Source organism: Solibacillus sp. GQ1 (assembly GCF_059758555.1).
The window spans coordinates 2,143,381-2,161,399 of the sequence record NZ_JCAXEX010000001.1 but is presented as its reverse complement, the minus strand read 5'-3'; the positions used below and the strand labels follow the sequence as shown (position 1 = coordinate 2,161,399).

Below are 18,019 nucleotides of genomic sequence, written 5' to 3'. Positions count from 1 at the left end.
ACGTAATTATTGAAGAATTAAAGGTTTTCTTCATCTTCGCTTCAAACTAGTAATTCAATGAGTGACATGAGAAAATGGATTGAATAGAAAAGGGGGAACGGCATGGATATTAAACTATCGGAAAAACAAATAAAAAATCTATGCGGAACCGTTTCTTTTAAAAAAGGGCAAACTTTTTATCAAACAGGAAAAGTGAATTTCCTGCAATATACGGATATGTATGGAGAAGCGGTTGTAAAAAGCACGGAACAATTCGTTGTCCGGATAGAAAAAGAGGGAACAGATCAATTTAAGACATCGTGCAGTTGTCCGACATTGGGTGATTTCAGTAAAAGCTGTCAACATGTAGCGGCGGTTCTTATCGCTATTAATAATCTCAGCAAGAATAAGGCTCAATCGCTGCCAGATGATGAGTACGATGAAAGTTTTATTTCTGAAAACAGTTTTCTTTCTATTTTTAAACAACAGACAGTACAAACGACAAAGCAGCAGCGTCACTTTGAAAAGCGGGAAGTAATGGATGTACAGTTCGTAATAACACCTGTTCAATTTACAGAACAAGACCCGGTTATTGGAATGCAGCTCCAAGTTAATGGAGATCAAATTTTATCTATTCGAGAGTTCTTAACACATATAAAAAATAAAAAGCCATACCGGATTTCCCATAACACAACCTATAATTTTGAACAGTTTTGTTTTGACGAACAGCATGATGCCATCTTACAGCTCCTTATAAAAATTGTAGAAGATGATGCACTTTATAATGATATGCCTGTACAAAGTCAGGAGCAGCATTTGCTGATCATTCCGCCTTCATCCTGGTATATACTTTCTTCATTGATTTCCAATACGAAAAATGTTTTGTTATTTTATCAAAACGAAAGCTATAGCGAATTAAAGATTGTAACACAGCCTACAGCACTTCGTTTTTTCATTGAAGCAAAAGGAGAAGAGTATCAGCTTTATATAGAAGGAATTGAACGTGCTGTCTTGCTTCCAAGTTACCGGTTAGTGCTATTTGAAGGTGAATTGACGCAAATGAGTGAAGACAGCATGAAGCAGCTTTTCGAATTAAAGCAAATGCTTCAGCAAAAATCTTTATTAACAATTGAGCATTCACACTGGGATTACTTCCGGGAACAGGTGATACCTAAACTGAAAAAAATAGGCGTTGTCGAAATGGCTCGGGAGCTTTCGGTTAAACAGATGGAAAACCCATTAGTAGTAAACGTTTATTTAGACCGTCTGAAAAATCGTTTCCTAGCAGGTGTGGAATTTCAGTACGGGCAATTTGTCATTCAACCATTGGATGAACAGCTTTCAGATGACGTGTTCATCATTCGGGATATCGAAAAGGAAGCGGCAGTTTTAGCGTTGATGGATGAAAGCGGCTTTACAAAAACGGATGGCGGCTACTATATGCAGAATGAAGAACTTGAATATGAGTTTTTATATCACCAGCTTCCAAAGCTCACAAAACTCGCTAAAATCTATGCAACAAGTTCTGTTAAGCTGCGGATTGCCAAAGAAAATAACTTTCCAAAAATCCGGGTGAATGTCCAAAAGGAACGAACAAATTGGCTTGAATTTAAATTTGAAATGGATGGCGTTTCGAATAAGCAAATTAAAGAAATTTTAGCGGCAATCAAAGTGAAGCAAAAATATTATCGTCTACAAGATGGGGCATTGCTGTCTTTGGAGACGAGGGAAATCGAAGAAATTCAACGTTTTCTTAGAGCAATTCCAGCTCAGGATGATGAGTATGAATTAACGTTTAATATGCCAATAACGGATAGTCTACCGTTTTTGGAGCAATTTGAACAAAGTGATATATTCGAAGCGGAAGAATCGTTTAAACAGTTTACAGGTCAGTTATTACATCCTGAATCATTGACATTTGAAGTTCCAAAAAGCCTGGAACCAATTCTTCGGGATTACCAGAAACATGGTTTTAACTGGTTGAAATTGCTCTCGAATTATGGATTCGGCGGTGTGCTTGCCGATGATATGGGGCTTGGGAAAACAGTCCAGAGTATTGCTTTTATTGTATCAGAATTGCCGATAATCCGTGCTAACAAACAGCCGGTTCTAATCGTTTGTCCATCGTCGCTTTCATACAATTGGCTTTATGAGTTCATGCAATTTGCACCGGAAGCCGAAGCGATTGTCATTGATGGGGAAGTAGCGGAGCGGCGTCATTTACTGCGTACAATGGAAGATCATGATGTTATTATTACAACCTATCCGTTATTACGTAAAGATAGCGCATTTTATGAACGTCAGCATTTCCATACGGTATTTTTTGATGAGGCACAGGCCTTTAAAAATCCGGTTACTCAGACAGCAAGAACGGTAAAAAGAATCAATGCAACAAATCGCTTTGGTTTAACAGGAACACCGATTGAAAACTCATTATCGGAATTATGGTCGATTTACCGTGTCATCTTTCCGCAGCTGTTCCGCGAGCTTGAGGATTTCCGCCATATGCAGCGAAAAGATATTGCACGAAAAGTACGGCCGTTTCTCCTTCGCCGAATGAAAGAACATGTATTAGGGGAATTACCTCAAAAAGAGGAAATGATTGAAAAAGCTGAACTGTTACCGGAGCAAAAAGCGTTGTATGCCGCCTATTTGGCCAAGTTGCGTGTTGATACAATGAAGCATCTGGACAAAGAAACGTTTCATAAAAACCGAATTCGTATTTTGGCGGGAATTACGAGACTGCGTCAAATCTGCTGTCACCCGGCATTGTTTGTCGAAGGGTATAAAGGTGGTTCCGCAAAGTTTGAGCAGCTGTTCCGACTATTGGAACAATCGAAGGCATCCGGCCGACGGGTATTAATATTTTCACAGTTTACACAAATGTTGAAAATGATTGCGACAGAGCTTTCCAAGCGCGGAGAACAATATTTTTACCTTGATGGACAAACGCCTTCAGAAGAGCGTATTGCACTTTGTAACTCTTTTAATGATGGAGAGCGGGATATGTTTTTGATTTCATTAAAAGCAGGTGGTACTGGACTGAATCTAACAGGGGCGGACACCGTCATTTTATATGATTTATGGTGGAATCCGGCAGTCGAGGAACAAGCAGCTGACCGTGCCCATCGTATGGGGCAAAAGGAAGTTGTACAAGTTATTAAGCTTATTGCAAATGGAACGATTGAGGAAAAAATGAGTGAGCTTCAACAGAAGAAGAAAATGCTTATTTCGGATATATTGGACGGTGATGAATCGTCGAAGGGAACATTAACCGAGCAAGATATCCGGGAAATTTTAATGATTTAAAAAGGTTATGAGGACATTTTTGTGCACCTCATAACCCCTTTTTTTATTTTTCTGGTGTACGTACAATCAATACATCACATGTTGCATGCCGAACGATTGCTTCTGTAGTGGAGCCCATGAACATCTGCTCTGCCGCATTTGATCCGGTTGCCCCACAAATAATAATATCTGCTGGCGCATGCTCTGAAAGCTTTCTCGCTAAAATCGTCTTAGGTGTGCCTTTTGTTAAAATTTTATTGATTGTAGGAATGCCTGCTTCTTTTGCTTCCAATTCATAGCGGTCCAATAAAACTTCACCATGTTTTCGAACCAATTCAACCATATTATCATAAAGCATATCAAAAGATGTGGAGAAGCTCGTATCGATTACATGGATAATATGTAAAGTCGAGCCGATATTTCGTTTTGCTATATCAATCGATTTTTGAAAAGCGAGATCACTTATTTCTGAACCATCTACTGCAACAACTATATTTTGATAATGATTTGCCATATGAAATTCCTCCTTCATCTATTGAATAAAGTATATCAAATATATGAATCTCGGTATAATGATGACGCCGATAACATTAGATGAGGAGTTCTACTGCAATCTTTTATATTATTTTGTTGGCAGGATTTTCAGGATCTTTTGGATACGATAAGCAAAAAACCCGGCAAAAATTGAAAGAATAATATCTTTTGGCATTGGAGGAATCATCCAAAGCCATGCCATTTTAAATGTAAAACCTTCTGGAGCAGATGCCCATAATGTATAGGCGAAATACATCCATGTTGTTCCTATAATATAGTTAACTGCCATCGCAATAAGTGCGCCAATAATATAGGCAAGTCGCGTTTGAAACTTTTCGGCAATTTTACCGGCAATATATGCACTAATAATAAACGTTACGATAAAGCCGAAAGTCGGTAGTAGAATCGCCGAAAATCCGCCTGTGAATTTAGAGAATACCGGTGCCCCTGCTAACCCGATAAACATATACACTGCACATGCAATGGCTCCTTTTTTTGATCCAAGTACTAAACCTGCTAATATTGCAAAAAATGCTTGTAATGTTATCGGTACACCACCGACCGTTAGAAAAGGTACGAATGATGTAATATTTGCTCCTACCATAATAAGTGTCGCAAAAAGTGCACTGTAAATTAAATCGATTGTTTTAAAGCTTTGTGTTTTATGAACAGTCTCCATACATTACTCCCCTTGTCGTTAACTTCTATATTATTCTGGTTAACATAAATATAAAATGAGTTTTGTTTTGTGTCAACTTTTATTTTTGATAGGTTAACATATGAGGGGCGTGCTTATATAAATATAACCGGTCGTAATTTTGGTTAACTTGTATAAAAAAGTTTATAATAAGTGCATCTTTGAAAGAAATGAGGCGAAAACAATGACAGATAAAAAGCAGAATTTTGGTTTTCGTTTTAATAACAGTTATATGGAGTTGCCGGAAACTTTTTATTCCCATGTAACGGCTAATGAAGTGACATCACCTTCAATCGTCATCTTTAACCGTACATTAGCAGAGCAGCTTGGTTTAAAGGCTCAGGAATTAAAAGAGTATGGTGCCGCTATTTTGGCGGGACATGAAATGCCGGATGGTGCAGCGCAAATTGCTCAAGCCTATGCGGGACATCAGTTCGGACATTTTAATATGCTAGGCGACGGAAGAGCGTTATTAATCGGAGAGCACATCACGCCAAATGGGGAACGATTTGATCTTCAATTGAAGGGATCCGGTCTTACACCATATTCTCGTGGTGGCGATGGACGTGCTGCACTCGGTCCAATGTTGCGGGAGTTTATCATCAGTGAGGCAATGCATGCGCTTTCGATCCCGACAACACGCAGCCTAGCCGTTACGGCAACTGGCAATATTATCTATCGTGAAACGGCTTTGGAAGGCGCTGTTTTAACTCGGGTTGCCGCAAGTCATTTGCGGGTCGGAACGTTTCAGTATGCGGCTACATTTGGCGAAGCTGGCGACTTAAAAGCTTTGGCAGATTATGCAACCCGGCGCCATTATCCCGAGCTATTGCAGGCGGAAAATCGCTATCTTGCATTGCTCGAAGCGGTACTTGATAGACAAGCTGCCCTTATAGCGAAGTGGCAAAGTATCGGCTTTATTCATGGTGTAATGAATACCGATAATATGACAATCAGCGGTGAAACAATCGATTACGGGCCATGTGCGTTTATGGATACGTATGATGTGGCAACTGTATTCAGTTCGATTGACCGTCAGGGGCGTTATGCCTACCGCAATCAGCCGCCGATCGCATCATGGAACTTAACACGTTTTGCTGAGAGCTTGCTGCCGCTCCTTCATGAAAATGAAGAGGAAGCAGTTCAGCTAGCACAAAATATTCTTGGGAAATTCCCATCAATTTATGAAGCATATTATTATAGCGAAATGCGGGAAAAATTAGGTCTTCTTTCAATTGATGAACATGATGAGAAGCTGATTGATGATCTGCTGAATTTAATGGAAGAACATGAAGTGGATTATACAAATACTTTCCGTGCATTGTCGGAAGGTAAGCGGCCGAATAATGATTTGTTCCAGTCAGAGGCATTTAAACAGTGGGAAAAAACATGGTTTGAACGGATTGAACAGCAAGACACGACGATTGATGAAACGATGCAAGTAATGCAGTCTGTTAATCCGGCCGTTATTCCAAGAAATCATTTTGTGGAACAGGCAATTGAACAATTTGCAGAAGGCGACCCGTCAATGTTTGCCGAGATGCTGCAAGTGCTGACAAGTCCGTTTAATATAACGGAGCAGTACAAAAAATATACAGAGCCACCAACAGACGAAGAACCACCGTTTGTAAGCTATTGTGGAACTTAAAAAAAACAAGCATGGTACAACGTAAAAGTTGTTGCCGTGCTTGTTTTCCTTTGCAAAAGAAAACTTTTATAATTTCATCTCAATGTGGTTTCTAACAATTGGAACGACTTCGTTGGCAAATAAATTCATACTGTTTTTTACAAGTTCAAATGGTTGACCACCAATATCCGGCTGCGCCAAAAATCGGCTATGCTCGAAGAATTCATATTGTTTAATAATTTTTTCTGCAACATCTTCAGGACTTCCAACAAATAATGCCATGTTCGGTCCGGTAATTTCGATGAATTGTTCAAAAGATAACTGGAAGCTGAAACTGCCTCGTTGCTGCCAATATCAGCAAGGGAATAAATGCCGAATTCAAATTTCTTCATATTATTAGACTCCTTTAGTAAGTTACTAAAAGTAAGTTTAACATATACTCTGTAATATCTATATTAATTAGCTTCGTGCAACAAATCATTCAAAATGATAAAAGTATATTTAAATACGGAACTTCTGAAAACAGAAAAACATCCATTTCCTCAAGGAGAAAATGGATGTTTTGTTACCCTGTATTGTTAATTAAGATAGACGGTTACGGTAGTCTTCGTATTGGAAGGTACGAATTACTTTCACTCCATCTTGTTCATTGTAAGTGCAAATACTTGGTAAATTTACACCATTGAACATATGCGTTTTTACCATTGTATAATGGGCCATGTCCGTAAAGACAAGTTTGTCGCCTGCTTTAAGCGGCTCATCAAAAGAATAGTCTCCGATAATGTCACCTGCTAAGCAAGTCATGCCGCCTAAACGATATGTGTAAGCTTTTTCGTTTGGCTGACCCGAACCGATAATATGCGCGCGATAAGGCATTTCAAGTGTATCCGGCATATGGCAAGTAGCTGAAGAGTCGACAATTGCAAGCTCCATGCCGTTATGCACGATATCAAGCACTGTCGCGACTAAATACCCTGTATTAAGCGCAATTGCTTCGCCTGGCTCTAAAATTACTTTTACGCCATATGTTTCTTGGATGCGGTTGATTAAGCTGACTAATAGCTCAACATTATAACCTGGTTTCGTAATATGGTGTCCGCCGCCGAAGTTGATCCACTTCATTTGATGCAAGTATTCACCATATTTCTCTTCAAAGTGTACTAAAATACGCTCCAGAACTTCAGCACCTTGCTCACACATAGCATGGAAGTGAATGCCTTCAACACCGTCAAGTTCATCCGGACGGAATGACTCCACCGGAATACCTAAACGCGAGTTAATATAGCAAGGGTCGTACAGAGGAGTTTCCACTTCTGAATAACCAGGATTTACACGTAAACCAATAGAAATATTTTTCTCGTGATTTAACACTTTGTCTTTGTACTTATTTAACTGATCAAAAGAGTTAAATACAATATGGTCGACATAAGTTAAATACTCATCGATTTCATGCTCTGCATAAGCAGGAGCGTAAGCGTGTACTTCCTTGCCGAATTCTTCAAAACCAAGACGTGCTTCAAATAGTGAGGAAGATGTAATTCCCGCTAAATAATTGCGCGCCATCGGAAATGTTGACCACATAGAAAAGCCTTTAAGTGCAAGTAAAATATCACAATTCGTGCGATCTTGTACGGATTTTAATAGTTTTAAATTGCGCTCAAGTAATCGCTCGTCCACTACGAAGGCTGGAGATGGTGCCTGTGACCAGTCTATGCCTGTTTCTTCTGCAAGAGCAGCCGCCATCACAGGTTTTTTCGTATTTTTAATATCTGCCATTATGCTTTTTCTCCAGCAGAAGTAAATTCCAAGTCGATTAATTCAGGGTTTTCTGTTTCGTGCCATGGTAATCCCCATTTATTTAATGCATCCATGAATGGGTCTGGATTGAAGTCTTCTACATTCCATACACCTGGTTTTTGCCATTCGCCGTTCATTACAAGCATTGCGCCGATCATTGCCGGTACACCAGTTGTGTATGAAATCGCCTGTGAGCCAACTTCTCTGTAGCATTCTTGGTGATCACATACATTGTATACATAGTAAGTTTTTTCTTTACCGTCTTTAATACCGCGAACGATACAGCCGATGTTTGTTTTACCTTTTGTAAGAGGACCTAATGTAGCTGGGTCTGGTAAAACAGCTTTTAAAAACTGGATTGGCTGAATCATTTGTCCTTGGAATTCGATTGGCTCAATTGAAGTCATACCTACATTTTCAAGTACATTTAAATGTGTTAAGTATTTTTCGCCAAACGTCATCCAGAAGCGGATTTGTTTTAAACCTTTAATGTTCTTCGCTAAAGATTCTAACTCTTCATGGTATAGAAGGTAGCAATCTTTTTCACCGATTTCCGGTAAGTTATAAACTGTTTTATATTCTAAAGGCTCCGTTTCAACCCACTCGCCATCTTTCCAGAAACGTCCGTTCGCAGTAATTTCGCGAATGTTGATTTCAGGGTTGAAGTTTGTTGCGAATGGAAGTCCGTGGTCTCCACCGTTTGCATCAACGATATCGATGTAATGAATTTCATCGAAATGATGCTTTTGTGCATGCGCTGTGAATACGCCTGTTACACCTGGGTCAAAACCTGAACCTAGAAGCGCAGTAATACCTGCTTCTTCAAAACGTTCTTTATACGCCCATTGCCATTTATATTCGAATTTAGCAGTATCTAAAGGCTCGTAGTTCGCTGTATCTACATAGTGAGTCTTTGTTGCTAAACATGCATCCATAATAGTTAAGTCTTGATATGGTAAAGCTACATTGATCACCACATCTGGATTAAATCCATTGATTAGGTCAATTAGTTCCTCAGTGTTATCCGCATCCACTTGTGCTGTGTGAATAATCGTTTTTCCACCATCTAATTTATCTTTTAAAGCATCACATTTTGATTTTGTTCGACTTGCGATCATAATCTCTTCGAATACTTCTGAGTTTTGTACACATTTATGTACGACAACGCTAGCTACACCGCCAGCTCCAATAATCAATGCTTTACCCAATTTCTTGTCACGCTCCAAATCTATAATTTTTTGGTTTCATTTTTGAAACAAGATTGATTATATAGAATAGTACGGTAGTTAGCAATTATGTTCTCATATTTTTTTTTGAGAATTGAGAGAAATGAAAAACATAAATTATTATCATTTTTGTCTAAAAAAGAAAATGCCCAGTGAGAAGTCAAATCCACTGGGCTGGCATTTCTATTTAACTGTCTGTTTTTGCAAAAATGTATCACGGTTCGTAACGGCATCAACGGCTTCGTAGATTGTACTTTCGAAGTGATTGACTTGAAGGGAAGTGACACCTTGAATTGTCGTTCCTCCAGGTGAACATACTTGATCGATCAATGCCCATGGGTGTGATTCGGACTGTAATACCATTTGCGCACTGCCTAATACAGAGCTTGCTGCAATTTGAAGTGCCATATCTTTTGGCATTCCTTCACGAACTGCCGCACGTGCTAATGAGTCGATATAAAGGTAAGTGAAGGCAGGAGAAGCACAACCGATTGTTGTAAAGATTGAGAATAGGCTTTCAGGAAGTTCAACAATTGTTCCGACTGTAGCAAACAGCTTCTCGACGATGGCTTTTTGATTGTCACTAGCTTTCTGAGTTGAATAACAACTTGTCGATGCCCCGATGGTAGCGTTGATATTTGGCATAACGCGGAAGATAGACGTTTCGCTTCCAAGTTCCTCGTGTAAATAATCGAGTGATTTACCGGCAGCGATTGAAATGACGATGTGTTTATTTGTCAGGTGTTTTTTAATTGCGGGTAAAACATCTTCAAACATTTGGGGCTTTACAGCGATGACAATAACGTCAACTTGTTCCATTAGCTGTTCGATCGTATCGGCTGCCTGAATGCCGTATTTATGTACAAGGTCATCGGTTTTTTCGCGGCTCCTATTCATCCCGTGTACATCGGCAGCATTAAATTGCTCGCTTGTAATCATGCCGTGAATAATCGCGCCAGTCATGTTTCCAAGGCCGATAAATCCAAATTTCATTTATAAATCCTTCTTTCAATTAATTTAATTATATCTATTACGTAAATATTCATAGCGCTTAGTATACCGCACTGCTCGGTCAATGCAACCAGAACGACTTTTTTCACACATAAAAATACCTTCAATCTGCTGATATTATCAATAAAATAGGTTATTTCCAAGTAAGAACGGGAACATTGAGGAAAAAGGGTAACAACTTCGAATTAAAACACGCATACGAGTAATCAATTGTATATAACTATAATTTTTGAGTACTTATTGTTGGAATGAAAAAACAACGTTAAAATAAATGCAATGGACGAAGAGTGCATTAGCATTACTTTGTCGCCGATGGAGTGATTAGATGAAAGAAAATAAAAAGAATAAAGGTCATGGAAAAGTAATTTTATTCCCTGGGATGACGGACCGGTTATTTAATGAAGCAAAACATATGGCTGAAAATAACCAATACAAAGAAGCGAATGAGTTATTTGAGCAAGCTTTGTTGCTGGGTGAAGGGGATGAAATGTCACTTAGTATTTTTGCGTACTCATTATATGAAGAAAAAAATTTCGAACGTGCGAAACAAGTATGTGAGGAATTGCTTGCGATAGGCCCTAACATGTACTTTGAAGTAATGGAATTGTACTTAACGATCTGCATGCAATTACGCCAGTTTAAACAAGTCGAAAAAATCATTGAGTCATTGTTTGACGAACAGTTAATTCCTGATCATGAAGTGGGGAAATTCGAACGTTTAAAAAACTTGAACGCCCATATTGCCGAAAATCAGGAATCCCATTTTCAAGCAACAATTATAGAAGATGAAGAACTTGAAGAATTTACGGCAACAGAATTTTTAGAAAAGTCCGCACAACAGCAAATGATCCTAATACATGAGCTTACAGAAAAGAATATCCGTCCTTATTCAGATGAATTGAAAGCAATCATTGAAAACGATGGAATCGAACCATTTATAAAAAGTTTACTGCTCATCCTGCTTGTTGAACAGGAAATCAATATGTCAGTTACTGTAACAAAACTTGATCAGTCCATAGAATTAAATCCGGTGAATTTTCCGTTGCCGACGAAGCTGCCTCAATATACGGAAATTACGGAAATTATAGCGGGAAAATTGGCGCAGGAACCTTCAACATTAGAGTTTGCGCTGCACTTAATTGATAAGCATGCAATTGTCCTTTATCCGTATGAATGGTCCGGGTATTCCAGTGAAGAAGTTGCAGCAGGCTATATCGATTACGTGAAAACAATGTTCGGTGAAGACAGCGAAAAGAATGGTGAAATAGTAACTTTTTTACAAAACATAGAAAAAATGTCGGATTTGCAAGAGTAGTGAAAAAAGTTGAAACATTGAGCATCTATGTTATACTAAAATGGTTGTCAAACAATATATATGACGAGTTTGTTTATTCAAACGAATGTTAACTTTGGAGGTAATATATATGTCAGTAAAATGGGAAAAACAAGAAGGTAACGAAGGTTTATTAACGGTTACTGTAGAAGCTGCAGAAGTTGATAAAGCTTTAGACCAAGCTTTCAAAAAAGTAGTAAAACAAATTAATGTACCAGGTTTCCGTAAAGGAAAAATGCCTCGTAACGTATTTGAAAAAATGTACGGTGTAGAAGCTCTTTACCAAGATGCTTTAGAAATCGTTATCAATTCTTCATACCCAGTTGCTTTAGACGAAGCTGGTATTGAGCCAGTTGACTACCCGGAAATCGCGGGTACTGAGAATTTCGCTAAAGGTACTGACTTCACATACACTGCTACAGTAACTGTGAAACCAGAACCTAAATTAGGTGAATATAAAGGTTTAGAAGTAACAAAACAATCTGCTGAAGTAACAGACGAAGAAGTTCAATCTTTAATCGACGCTCAATTAGCTAAAAAAGCTGAATTAGAAATTAAAGAAGATGAAGCAATCGTTGAAGGCGATACAGCTGTAATCGATTTCGAAGGTTTTGTTGGAGAAGAAGCATTCGAAGGCGGTAAAGGTGAAGACTACTCATTAGAAATCGGTTCTGGTTCATTCATTCCAGGTTTCGAAGAGCAATTAGTAGGTGCTAAAACTGGTGAAACGAAAGATGTAGTAGTTACTTTCCCAGAAGAATACCATGCTGCTGAATTAGCTGGTAAAGAAGCGAAATTCGTTGTAACAGTTAAAGAAGTTAAAACAAAAGTATTACCAGACTTAACTGATGAGTTCGCTAAAGAAATCGATCCAGAAGTTGAAACTGTAGAAGCATTACGCACTAAATTAAAAGAAACAACTTTAGCTAACAAAGAAGCAGACGTTGAAGCTTCTTTACGCGACGAGTTAGTAGAAAAAGCAGCTTCTAATGCAGAAGTTGAAATTCCACAAGGTATGATCAACACTGAAGTTGACCGTATGGTTCAAGAATTCGGCCAACGTTTACAAATGCAAGGCATGAACTTAGACCTATACTACCAATTCTCAGGTCAAAACGAAGAAGCATTACGCACTCAAATGGCTGAAGAAGCTGTAAACCGTGTACGTGTATCTTTAGTTTTAGAAGCAATTGGTCAAGCTGAAAATATTGAAGTATCTGAAGAAGATATCAATACAGAAGTTGAAAAAATGGCTGCTCAATTCGGTATGTCAAACGACCAAATTTTAACTGCTTTAGGTGGAACTCAAGTTCTTGAGAACGATATCCGCACTCAAAAAACAGTTGAATTCCTAGTTGAAAACGCTAAAATTTCTAACTAATTATTTGTTTTGAATAATCGAGTTCGAATTCAATCCTGTACTGATTCATGACCATGGTGAAGCAAGAATCAGTACCGACAAGTACCGGTTTAATTCCTGGGCTACCGTCTAACATAAAGATAAAACTAGTACGGATTGAATAAAATGAGATTTTGACAAGGTACGGTATTCCCGTGCCTTGTTTTCTACCTTTGAATACATACATATAATAGTTGGTTCATTTGAATATTTAATGATAAAAAGTTACAATATAATTTCATTAACTATTGAACAGCCAGCAAAGTTTAATAGGACATAAAATAAGCTAGTAACAACGCGCAATCAATTTATTTGATAAAACAACTAGAATCTTGTAAGATTGTTGCTTGAATAGGGGTGAACCAAATTGTTTAAATTTAATGATGAAAAAGGCAATTTAAAATGCTCTTTTTGTGGTAAACCACAAGAACAAGTTCGTAAACTGGTTGCAGGACCAGGCGTATATATTTGTGATGAATGTATCGAACTATGCTCAGAGATCGTAGTGGAAGAGTTAGGGATCGAAGAGGAAATCGAGTTCAATGAAATTCCAAAACCTAAAGAGATTTTAAATATTTTAGGTGAATATGTAATCGGACAAGAACGTGCAAAAAAAGCATTGGCAGTTGCTGTATATAATCACTATAAACGTATTAATTCGAATTCAAAAATTGATGATGTTGAATTATCAAAATCGAATATCGTATTAATCGGACCAACTGGTAGCGGTAAAACTTTACTTGCTCAAACGTTGGCGCGTATTTTAAATGTACCATTCGCAATTGCTGACGCGACAAGCTTAACTGAAGCAGGTTATGTTGGTGAGGATGTTGAAAATATTCTTTTAAAACTAATCCAGGCTGCAGATTATGATATAGAACGTGCAGAAAAGGGTATCATTTATATTGATGAGATTGACAAGGTTGCTCGTAAATCTGAAAATCCTTCAATTACACGAGACGTATCAGGTGAAGGTGTACAACAAGCATTACTGAAAATTTTAGAAGGTACAGTTGCAAGTGTTCCTCCACAAGGCGGACGTAAGCATCCACACCAGGAGTTCCTTCAAATCGATACATCGAACATCTTATTTATCGTAGGTGGAGCATTTGATGGAATCGAAACAATTATTAAACGTCGTCAAGGCGAAAAAGTAATTGGCTTTGCTTCAACACAAAATAAAGATATTGATGAAGAAGCTTCAATTATGTCTCAGTTAATTCCTGAAGATTTATTGAAATTCGGTTTAATTCCGGAATTTATCGGACGTTTACCGGTATTGGCTACTTTAGAACAGTTAAATGTTGATGCATTAGTACAAATTTTAACTGAACCTAAAAATGCTTTAGCAAAACAATACCAAAAAATGTTGGAGCTAGATGATGTAGAACTTGAGTTTGAAGATGATGCACTTGTCGAAATTTCTAAATTAGCAATCGAACGTAAAACAGGTGCCCGTGGTCTTCGTTCAATCATCGAAGCGACAATGCTTGATGTTATGTTTGAATTGCCTTCACGTGAAGATATTAAAAAATGTATCATCACAGCTGAAACAATTCGTGATAAAGCAGATCCAAAATTAATTTTGGATGATGGGTCTGAATTGAAAAAAGATGACAACAAAAAAACTTCAGCTTAATTTTAGCTGAATGGATTTCAACTATGTAGCTGACTTAGACTTCTCAAGCAAGTCCAAAGTCAGCTTTTTCTTACAAAACGTATATACATAAAGTTTCGGGTATTTTTAGCCGAATGATACAGGTTTTGAAGCGTTATTTATGGTTTGCTCCAGTATTTAGAGCACATAAACTCGGAAAAATCTGGACACAGCTACGCTTAGGCGTAATTGACAAGAAACTAACACATACTTATATTGCGGGTTGTTTTTAAGATTTGGATGGAGGTGAATACCCGCGTGACAAAAAAATTAACTAATATGCCAGTTTTACCGTTAAGAGGACTTCTTGTATACCCAACGATGGTTTTACATATTGATGTGGGTCGAGAACGTTCTATTGCTGCACTAGAACATGCGATGCTTGAAGATAGCACAATCTTTTTGGTAACTCAAAAAGATTTACGTGTTGATTCACCGGGAAAAGCAGATCTTTATAAAATGGGGACATTAGCGAAAGTAAAACAAATGCTAAAGCTTCCGAATGGAACATTGCGTATTCTGGTTGAAGGTTTAAACCGTGCGGAAATGGTTCGTTATGAAGATTCCGGTAAATTTACAACTGCAGATTTGGAACTATTTGAAGATGAGCTGCACAAAGATGCGGAAACGGAAGCTTTAATGCGTACTGTATTATCGTATTTCGAAAAATACGCAAAATCTTCAAATAAAATTACGACGGAAACAATCGAATCGGTGCTTGATATTGAAGAACCGGGCCGATTAGCAGATGTCATTGCTTCTCATTTACCTTTCAAAATTAATGAAAAGCAAGAAGTGCTCGATATTACGAACATTAAAAAGCGTTTAGACCACTTGATGATTCGTTTGCATGACGAGCAGGAGATTTTAAATCTCGAGAAAAAAATCAGTACAAAAGTGAAGCAGGCGATGGAGCGCACACAGAAAGAGTATTATCTGCGTGAGCAAATGAAAGCAATTCAAACAGAGCTTGGTGATCGCGAAGGAAAAACGGGTGAAATTGCTGAACTTCGTAAAAAAATCGATAGTGCCGGAATGCCGGAGTCTACACAAAAAGTTGCGTTAAAAGAACTGGACCGCTACGAAAAGCTGCCTGCTGCAAGTGCAGAGAGTGGTGTCATCCGCAACTATTTGGAATGGCTTGTATCGATTCCCTGGACAGAAAAAACGGAGGACCGTATCGATATTGCCTATGCTGAAGAAATTTTAAATCGCGATCATGATGGCCTGGAAAAAGTGAAAGAGCGTGTTTTGGAATATTTATCAGTACGTCAATTAATGAATTCATTGCGCGGTCCGATTTTATGTTTAGCAGGACCTCCGGGCGTAGGTAAAACGAGTTTAGCGCGTTCCATTGCAGAAAGCCTTGACCGTAAATTTGTCCGTGTTTCACTTGGCGGTGTGCGTGATGAGTCTGAAATTCGTGGTCACCGCCGTACGTATGTCGGCGCAATGCCGGGACGTATCATTCAAGGAATGAAAAAAGCAGGCACGACAAATCCTGTATTTTTACTTGATGAAATTGATAAAATGTCAAATGACTTCCGTGGAGACCCATCGGCTGCAATGCTTGAAGTATTGGATCCGGAGCAAAATAATACATTCAGTGATCACTTCATCGAAGAACCATACAATTTGCAAGATGTATTATTTATTGCAACAGCAAATGATTTAAGTACAATCCCTGCACCGTTACTGGATCGTATGGAAGTCATTAATATCGCAGGTTATACAGAATTCGAAAAAGTAGAAATTACTAAGAACCATTTGATTCCGAAACAGATGAAGGAACATGGTTTGAAGAAAACGCAAATGGCAATGAAAGACGAAGCGATTACGGATTTAATTCGTTACTATACACGTGAAGCTGGTGTTCGTGGACTGGAACGCCAAGTTGCGACTGTTTGCCGTAAAGCCGCGAAAAAAATCGTATCTGGCGAAAAGAAAAAAGTAACGGTCAATTCGAAAGTATTGGTGGATATGCTTGGGAAACACCGCTTCCGCTATGGACAGGCGGAAATGGAAAACCAAGTAGGTGTTGCTACAGGACTTGCCTATACGACAGTCGGTGGAGATACATTGCAGATCGAGGTTTCATTAACACCTGGTAAAGGTAAATTAATTTTAACAGGGAAGCTTGGCGATGTAATGAAGGAATCTGCACAAATCGCACTTTCATTTGTCCGCACATTAACAAAAGATTTAGGTGTGGATGCTGATTATTTCGATCAGCACGATATTCATGTCCACGTTCCGGAAGGCGCAGTACCAAAAGATGGTCCATCAGCAGGTATTACGATGACGACTGCTATTGTGTCTGCAATAACTGGAAAAGCAATTAAACGCGAAATTGGTATGACTGGAGAAGTAACATTACGGGGTCGTGTACTGCCGATCGGCGGCTTAAAAGAGAAATCATTAAGTGCCCACCGCGCGGGATTAACGACGATTATCATTCCGCAAGACAATGAACGTGATATTGATGATATTCCTGAAACAATTCGTGAGCAACTCACATTTAAACTAGTTTCACAAGCGGAAGAAGTTCTTGCGCTCGCACTAGATGGAGGTTTTAATAAGTAATGAAAGTCCATAACGTAGAAATGATCGGCAGCTTTGTCCGACCAGAACAGTTCCCGGAAGACGGGCTACCTGAATTCGCTTTAGCGGGTCGTTCAAATGTCGGCAAATCTTCGTTTATCAATCGTATGATTGGCCGTAAAGCAATGGCGCGTATTTCGTCAAAACCTGGTAAAACACAACAGCTGAACTTCTATAAAATTGAAGAACAGCTCTATTATGTTGACGTACCAGGATACGGCTATGCAAAAGTTTCAAAATCAGAACGTGCAGCATGGGGAAGAATGATCGAGCAGTACTTTATGAGTCGCGAACAGTTAAAAGCGGTTGTCTTAATTGTTGATATTCGCCATAACCCGACTTCAGATGACTGCATGATGTATGATTTTTTAAAGCATTACAATATCCCGGTAATAGTTGTCGCAACTAAAGCCGACAAAATTCCGAAAGGGAAATGGGATAAGCATAAAAAGATTGTCCGCGAAACATTACAAATGGAAAAGCAAGATCCATTAATTGTGTTTTCTTCTGAAAAAGGTCTTGGTTTTGAAGAGGCCTGGGCCGAAATTGAATCACGCATGTAAACAACGCAACCTCGAATTAACTTTCGGGGTTGTTTTTATTTTGGCCAATTTACTCTCAGAAATAATAATAATTACTTGATATTCATAGTATTTAGCCGATAAAGGTAAATAGGAGGTGTACATTTGGATATTGCTGCATTAGCGATGTCGATGAAACATACTGGATTGATGCAAGATGTTTCATTGGCCATGACGAAAAAAGTGATGGAGTTTCAGCAAGAAAATGCGGAACAAATAGTCGAAGTGATCGATGCGTCACACCCCGTATTAGGTAAATTAATCGATATTTCCGTATAAATAATTTCGA

The 18,019-nt window shown here is 38.5% G+C and carries 14 protein-coding genes; 8 read left to right on the top strand and 6 right to left on the bottom strand.

What is annotated here, in order from left to right; genetic code table 11:
* Positions 1–102: 102 nt before the first annotated feature.
* A complete protein-coding gene (locus AC6CH1_RS11050) occupies positions 103–3,288 on the top strand; it encodes a DEAD/DEAH box helicase (protein ID WP_251686623.1) in 3,186 nt (1,061 codons plus the stop codon).
* A gap of 43 nt (positions 3,289–3,331) precedes the next feature.
* Here AC6CH1_RS11050 and AC6CH1_RS11045 read toward each other — a convergent pair whose 3' ends face one another.
* Positions 3,332–3,781 (bottom strand): universal stress protein, encoded by a 450-nt coding sequence (locus AC6CH1_RS11045; protein WP_251686624.1) that lies wholly within the window; start codon positions 3,779–3,781, stop codon positions 3,332–3,334.
* 108 nt (positions 3,782–3,889) lie between these two features.
* Complete coding sequence (locus tag AC6CH1_RS11040) at positions 3,890–4,480, bottom strand: biotin transporter BioY (protein WP_251686625.1); 591 nt, start codon at positions 4,478–4,480, stop codon at positions 3,890–3,892.
* A 202-nt stretch (positions 4,481–4,682) separates the two neighbouring features.
* Here AC6CH1_RS11040 and AC6CH1_RS11035 point away from each other — a divergent pair, with 202 nt between their 5' ends.
* Positions 4,683–6,146, top strand: coding sequence for a protein adenylyltransferase SelO (locus AC6CH1_RS11035; protein ID WP_251686626.1), 1,464 nt, complete (start codon positions 4,683–4,685; stop codon positions 6,144–6,146).
* Positions 6,147–6,212: 66 nt separating this feature from the next.
* On the opposite strand, the gene AC6CH1_RS11030 is transcribed toward AC6CH1_RS11035, so the two are convergent.
* From AC6CH1_RS11030 to proC, 4 genes are all read right to left on the bottom strand, one after another.
* Positions 6,213–6,407, bottom strand: a complete 195-nt coding sequence (locus AC6CH1_RS11030; RefSeq protein ID WP_498317489.1) for a hypothetical protein — start codon at positions 6,405–6,407, stop codon at positions 6,213–6,215.
* Between the two features lie 300 nt (positions 6,408–6,707).
* Positions 6,708–7,868, bottom strand: a complete 1,161-nt coding sequence (nspC, locus tag AC6CH1_RS11025; RefSeq protein WP_251689986.1) for a carboxynorspermidine decarboxylase — start codon at positions 7,866–7,868, stop codon at positions 6,708–6,710.
* A gap of 32 nt (positions 7,869–7,900) precedes the next feature.
* A complete protein-coding gene (locus tag AC6CH1_RS11020) occupies positions 7,901–9,130 on the bottom strand; it encodes a saccharopine dehydrogenase family protein (protein ID WP_427708839.1) in 1,230 nt (409 codons plus the stop codon).
* A 201-nt stretch (positions 9,131–9,331) separates the two neighbouring features.
* Complete coding sequence (gene proC, locus AC6CH1_RS11015) at positions 9,332–10,141, bottom strand: pyrroline-5-carboxylate reductase (RefSeq protein WP_498317487.1); 810 nt, start codon at positions 10,139–10,141, stop codon at positions 9,332–9,334.
* Between the two features lie 343 nt (positions 10,142–10,484).
* Between proC and AC6CH1_RS11010 the strand changes: the two genes are divergently transcribed.
* The 6 genes from AC6CH1_RS11010 (at position 10,485) to AC6CH1_RS10985 (ending at position 18,009) form a co-directional block, all read left to right on the top strand.
* On the top strand, positions 10,485–11,474 hold the full coding sequence (locus AC6CH1_RS11010) for a DUF3196 family protein (RefSeq protein WP_498317485.1): 990 nt from the start codon (positions 10,485–10,487) through the stop codon (positions 11,472–11,474).
* Positions 11,475–11,583: 109 nt separating this feature from the next.
* Positions 11,584–12,873, top strand: coding sequence for a trigger factor (tig, locus tag AC6CH1_RS11005; RefSeq protein WP_498317484.1), 1,290 nt, complete (start codon positions 11,584–11,586; stop codon positions 12,871–12,873).
* A 385-nt stretch (positions 12,874–13,258) separates the two neighbouring features.
* A complete protein-coding gene (gene clpX / locus AC6CH1_RS11000) occupies positions 13,259–14,530 on the top strand; it encodes an ATP-dependent protease ATP-binding subunit ClpX (protein WP_251686632.1) in 1,272 nt (423 codons plus the stop codon).
* A 258-nt stretch (positions 14,531–14,788) separates the two neighbouring features.
* Positions 14,789–17,131, top strand: coding sequence for an endopeptidase La (gene lon / locus AC6CH1_RS10995; RefSeq protein WP_427708844.1), 2,343 nt, complete (start codon positions 14,789–14,791; stop codon positions 17,129–17,131).
* Positions 17,131–17,712: a ribosome biogenesis GTP-binding protein YihA/YsxC gene (gene yihA / locus AC6CH1_RS10990; RefSeq protein WP_079528090.1), complete on the top strand. Its 582-nt coding sequence runs from the start codon at positions 17,131–17,133 to the stop codon at positions 17,710–17,712. Before lon ends, yihA begins: the two co-directional genes overlap by 1 nt.
* A gap of 123 nt (positions 17,713–17,835) precedes the next feature.
* A complete protein-coding gene (locus tag AC6CH1_RS10985) occupies positions 17,836–18,009 on the top strand; it encodes a YjfB family protein (RefSeq protein ID WP_251686634.1) in 174 nt (57 codons plus the stop codon).
* The last annotated feature ends 10 nt before the right edge of the window (positions 18,010–18,019 follow it).

Bases quoted from the DNA above. Each gene is read 5' to 3' on its own strand.
- AC6CH1_RS11050 (WP_251686623.1), top strand. From the start codon at position 103: ATGGATATTAAACTATCGGAAAAACAAATAAAAAATCTATGCGGAACC.
- AC6CH1_RS11045 (WP_251686624.1), bottom strand. From the start codon at position 3,781: ATGGCAAATCATTATCAAAATATAGTTGTTGCAGTAGATGGTTCAGAA.
- AC6CH1_RS11040 (WP_251686625.1), bottom strand. From the start codon at position 4,480: ATGGAGACTGTTCATAAAACACAAAGCTTTAAAACAATCGATTTAATT.
- AC6CH1_RS11035 (WP_251686626.1), top strand. From the start codon at position 4,683: ATGACAGATAAAAAGCAGAATTTTGGTTTTCGTTTTAATAACAGTTAT.
- AC6CH1_RS11030 (WP_498317489.1), bottom strand. From the start codon at position 6,407: ATGGCATTATTTGTTGGAAGTCCTGAAGATGTTGCAGAAAAAATTATT.
- nspC (WP_251689986.1), bottom strand. From the start codon at position 7,868: ATGGCGGCTGCTCTTGCAGAAGAAACAGGCATAGACTGGTCACAGGCA.
- proC (WP_498317487.1), bottom strand. From the start codon at position 10,141: ATGAAATTTGGATTTATCGGCCTTGGAAACATGACTGGCGCGATTATT.
- AC6CH1_RS11010 (WP_498317485.1), top strand. From the start codon at position 10,485: ATGAAAGAAAATAAAAAGAATAAAGGTCATGGAAAAGTAATTTTATTC.
- tig (WP_498317484.1), top strand. From the start codon at position 11,584: ATGTCAGTAAAATGGGAAAAACAAGAAGGTAACGAAGGTTTATTAACG.
- lon (WP_427708844.1), top strand. From the start codon at position 14,789: ATGGAGGTGAATACCCGCGTGACAAAAAAATTAACTAATATGCCAGTT.
- yihA (WP_079528090.1), top strand. From the start codon at position 17,131: ATGAAAGTCCATAACGTAGAAATGATCGGCAGCTTTGTCCGACCAGAA.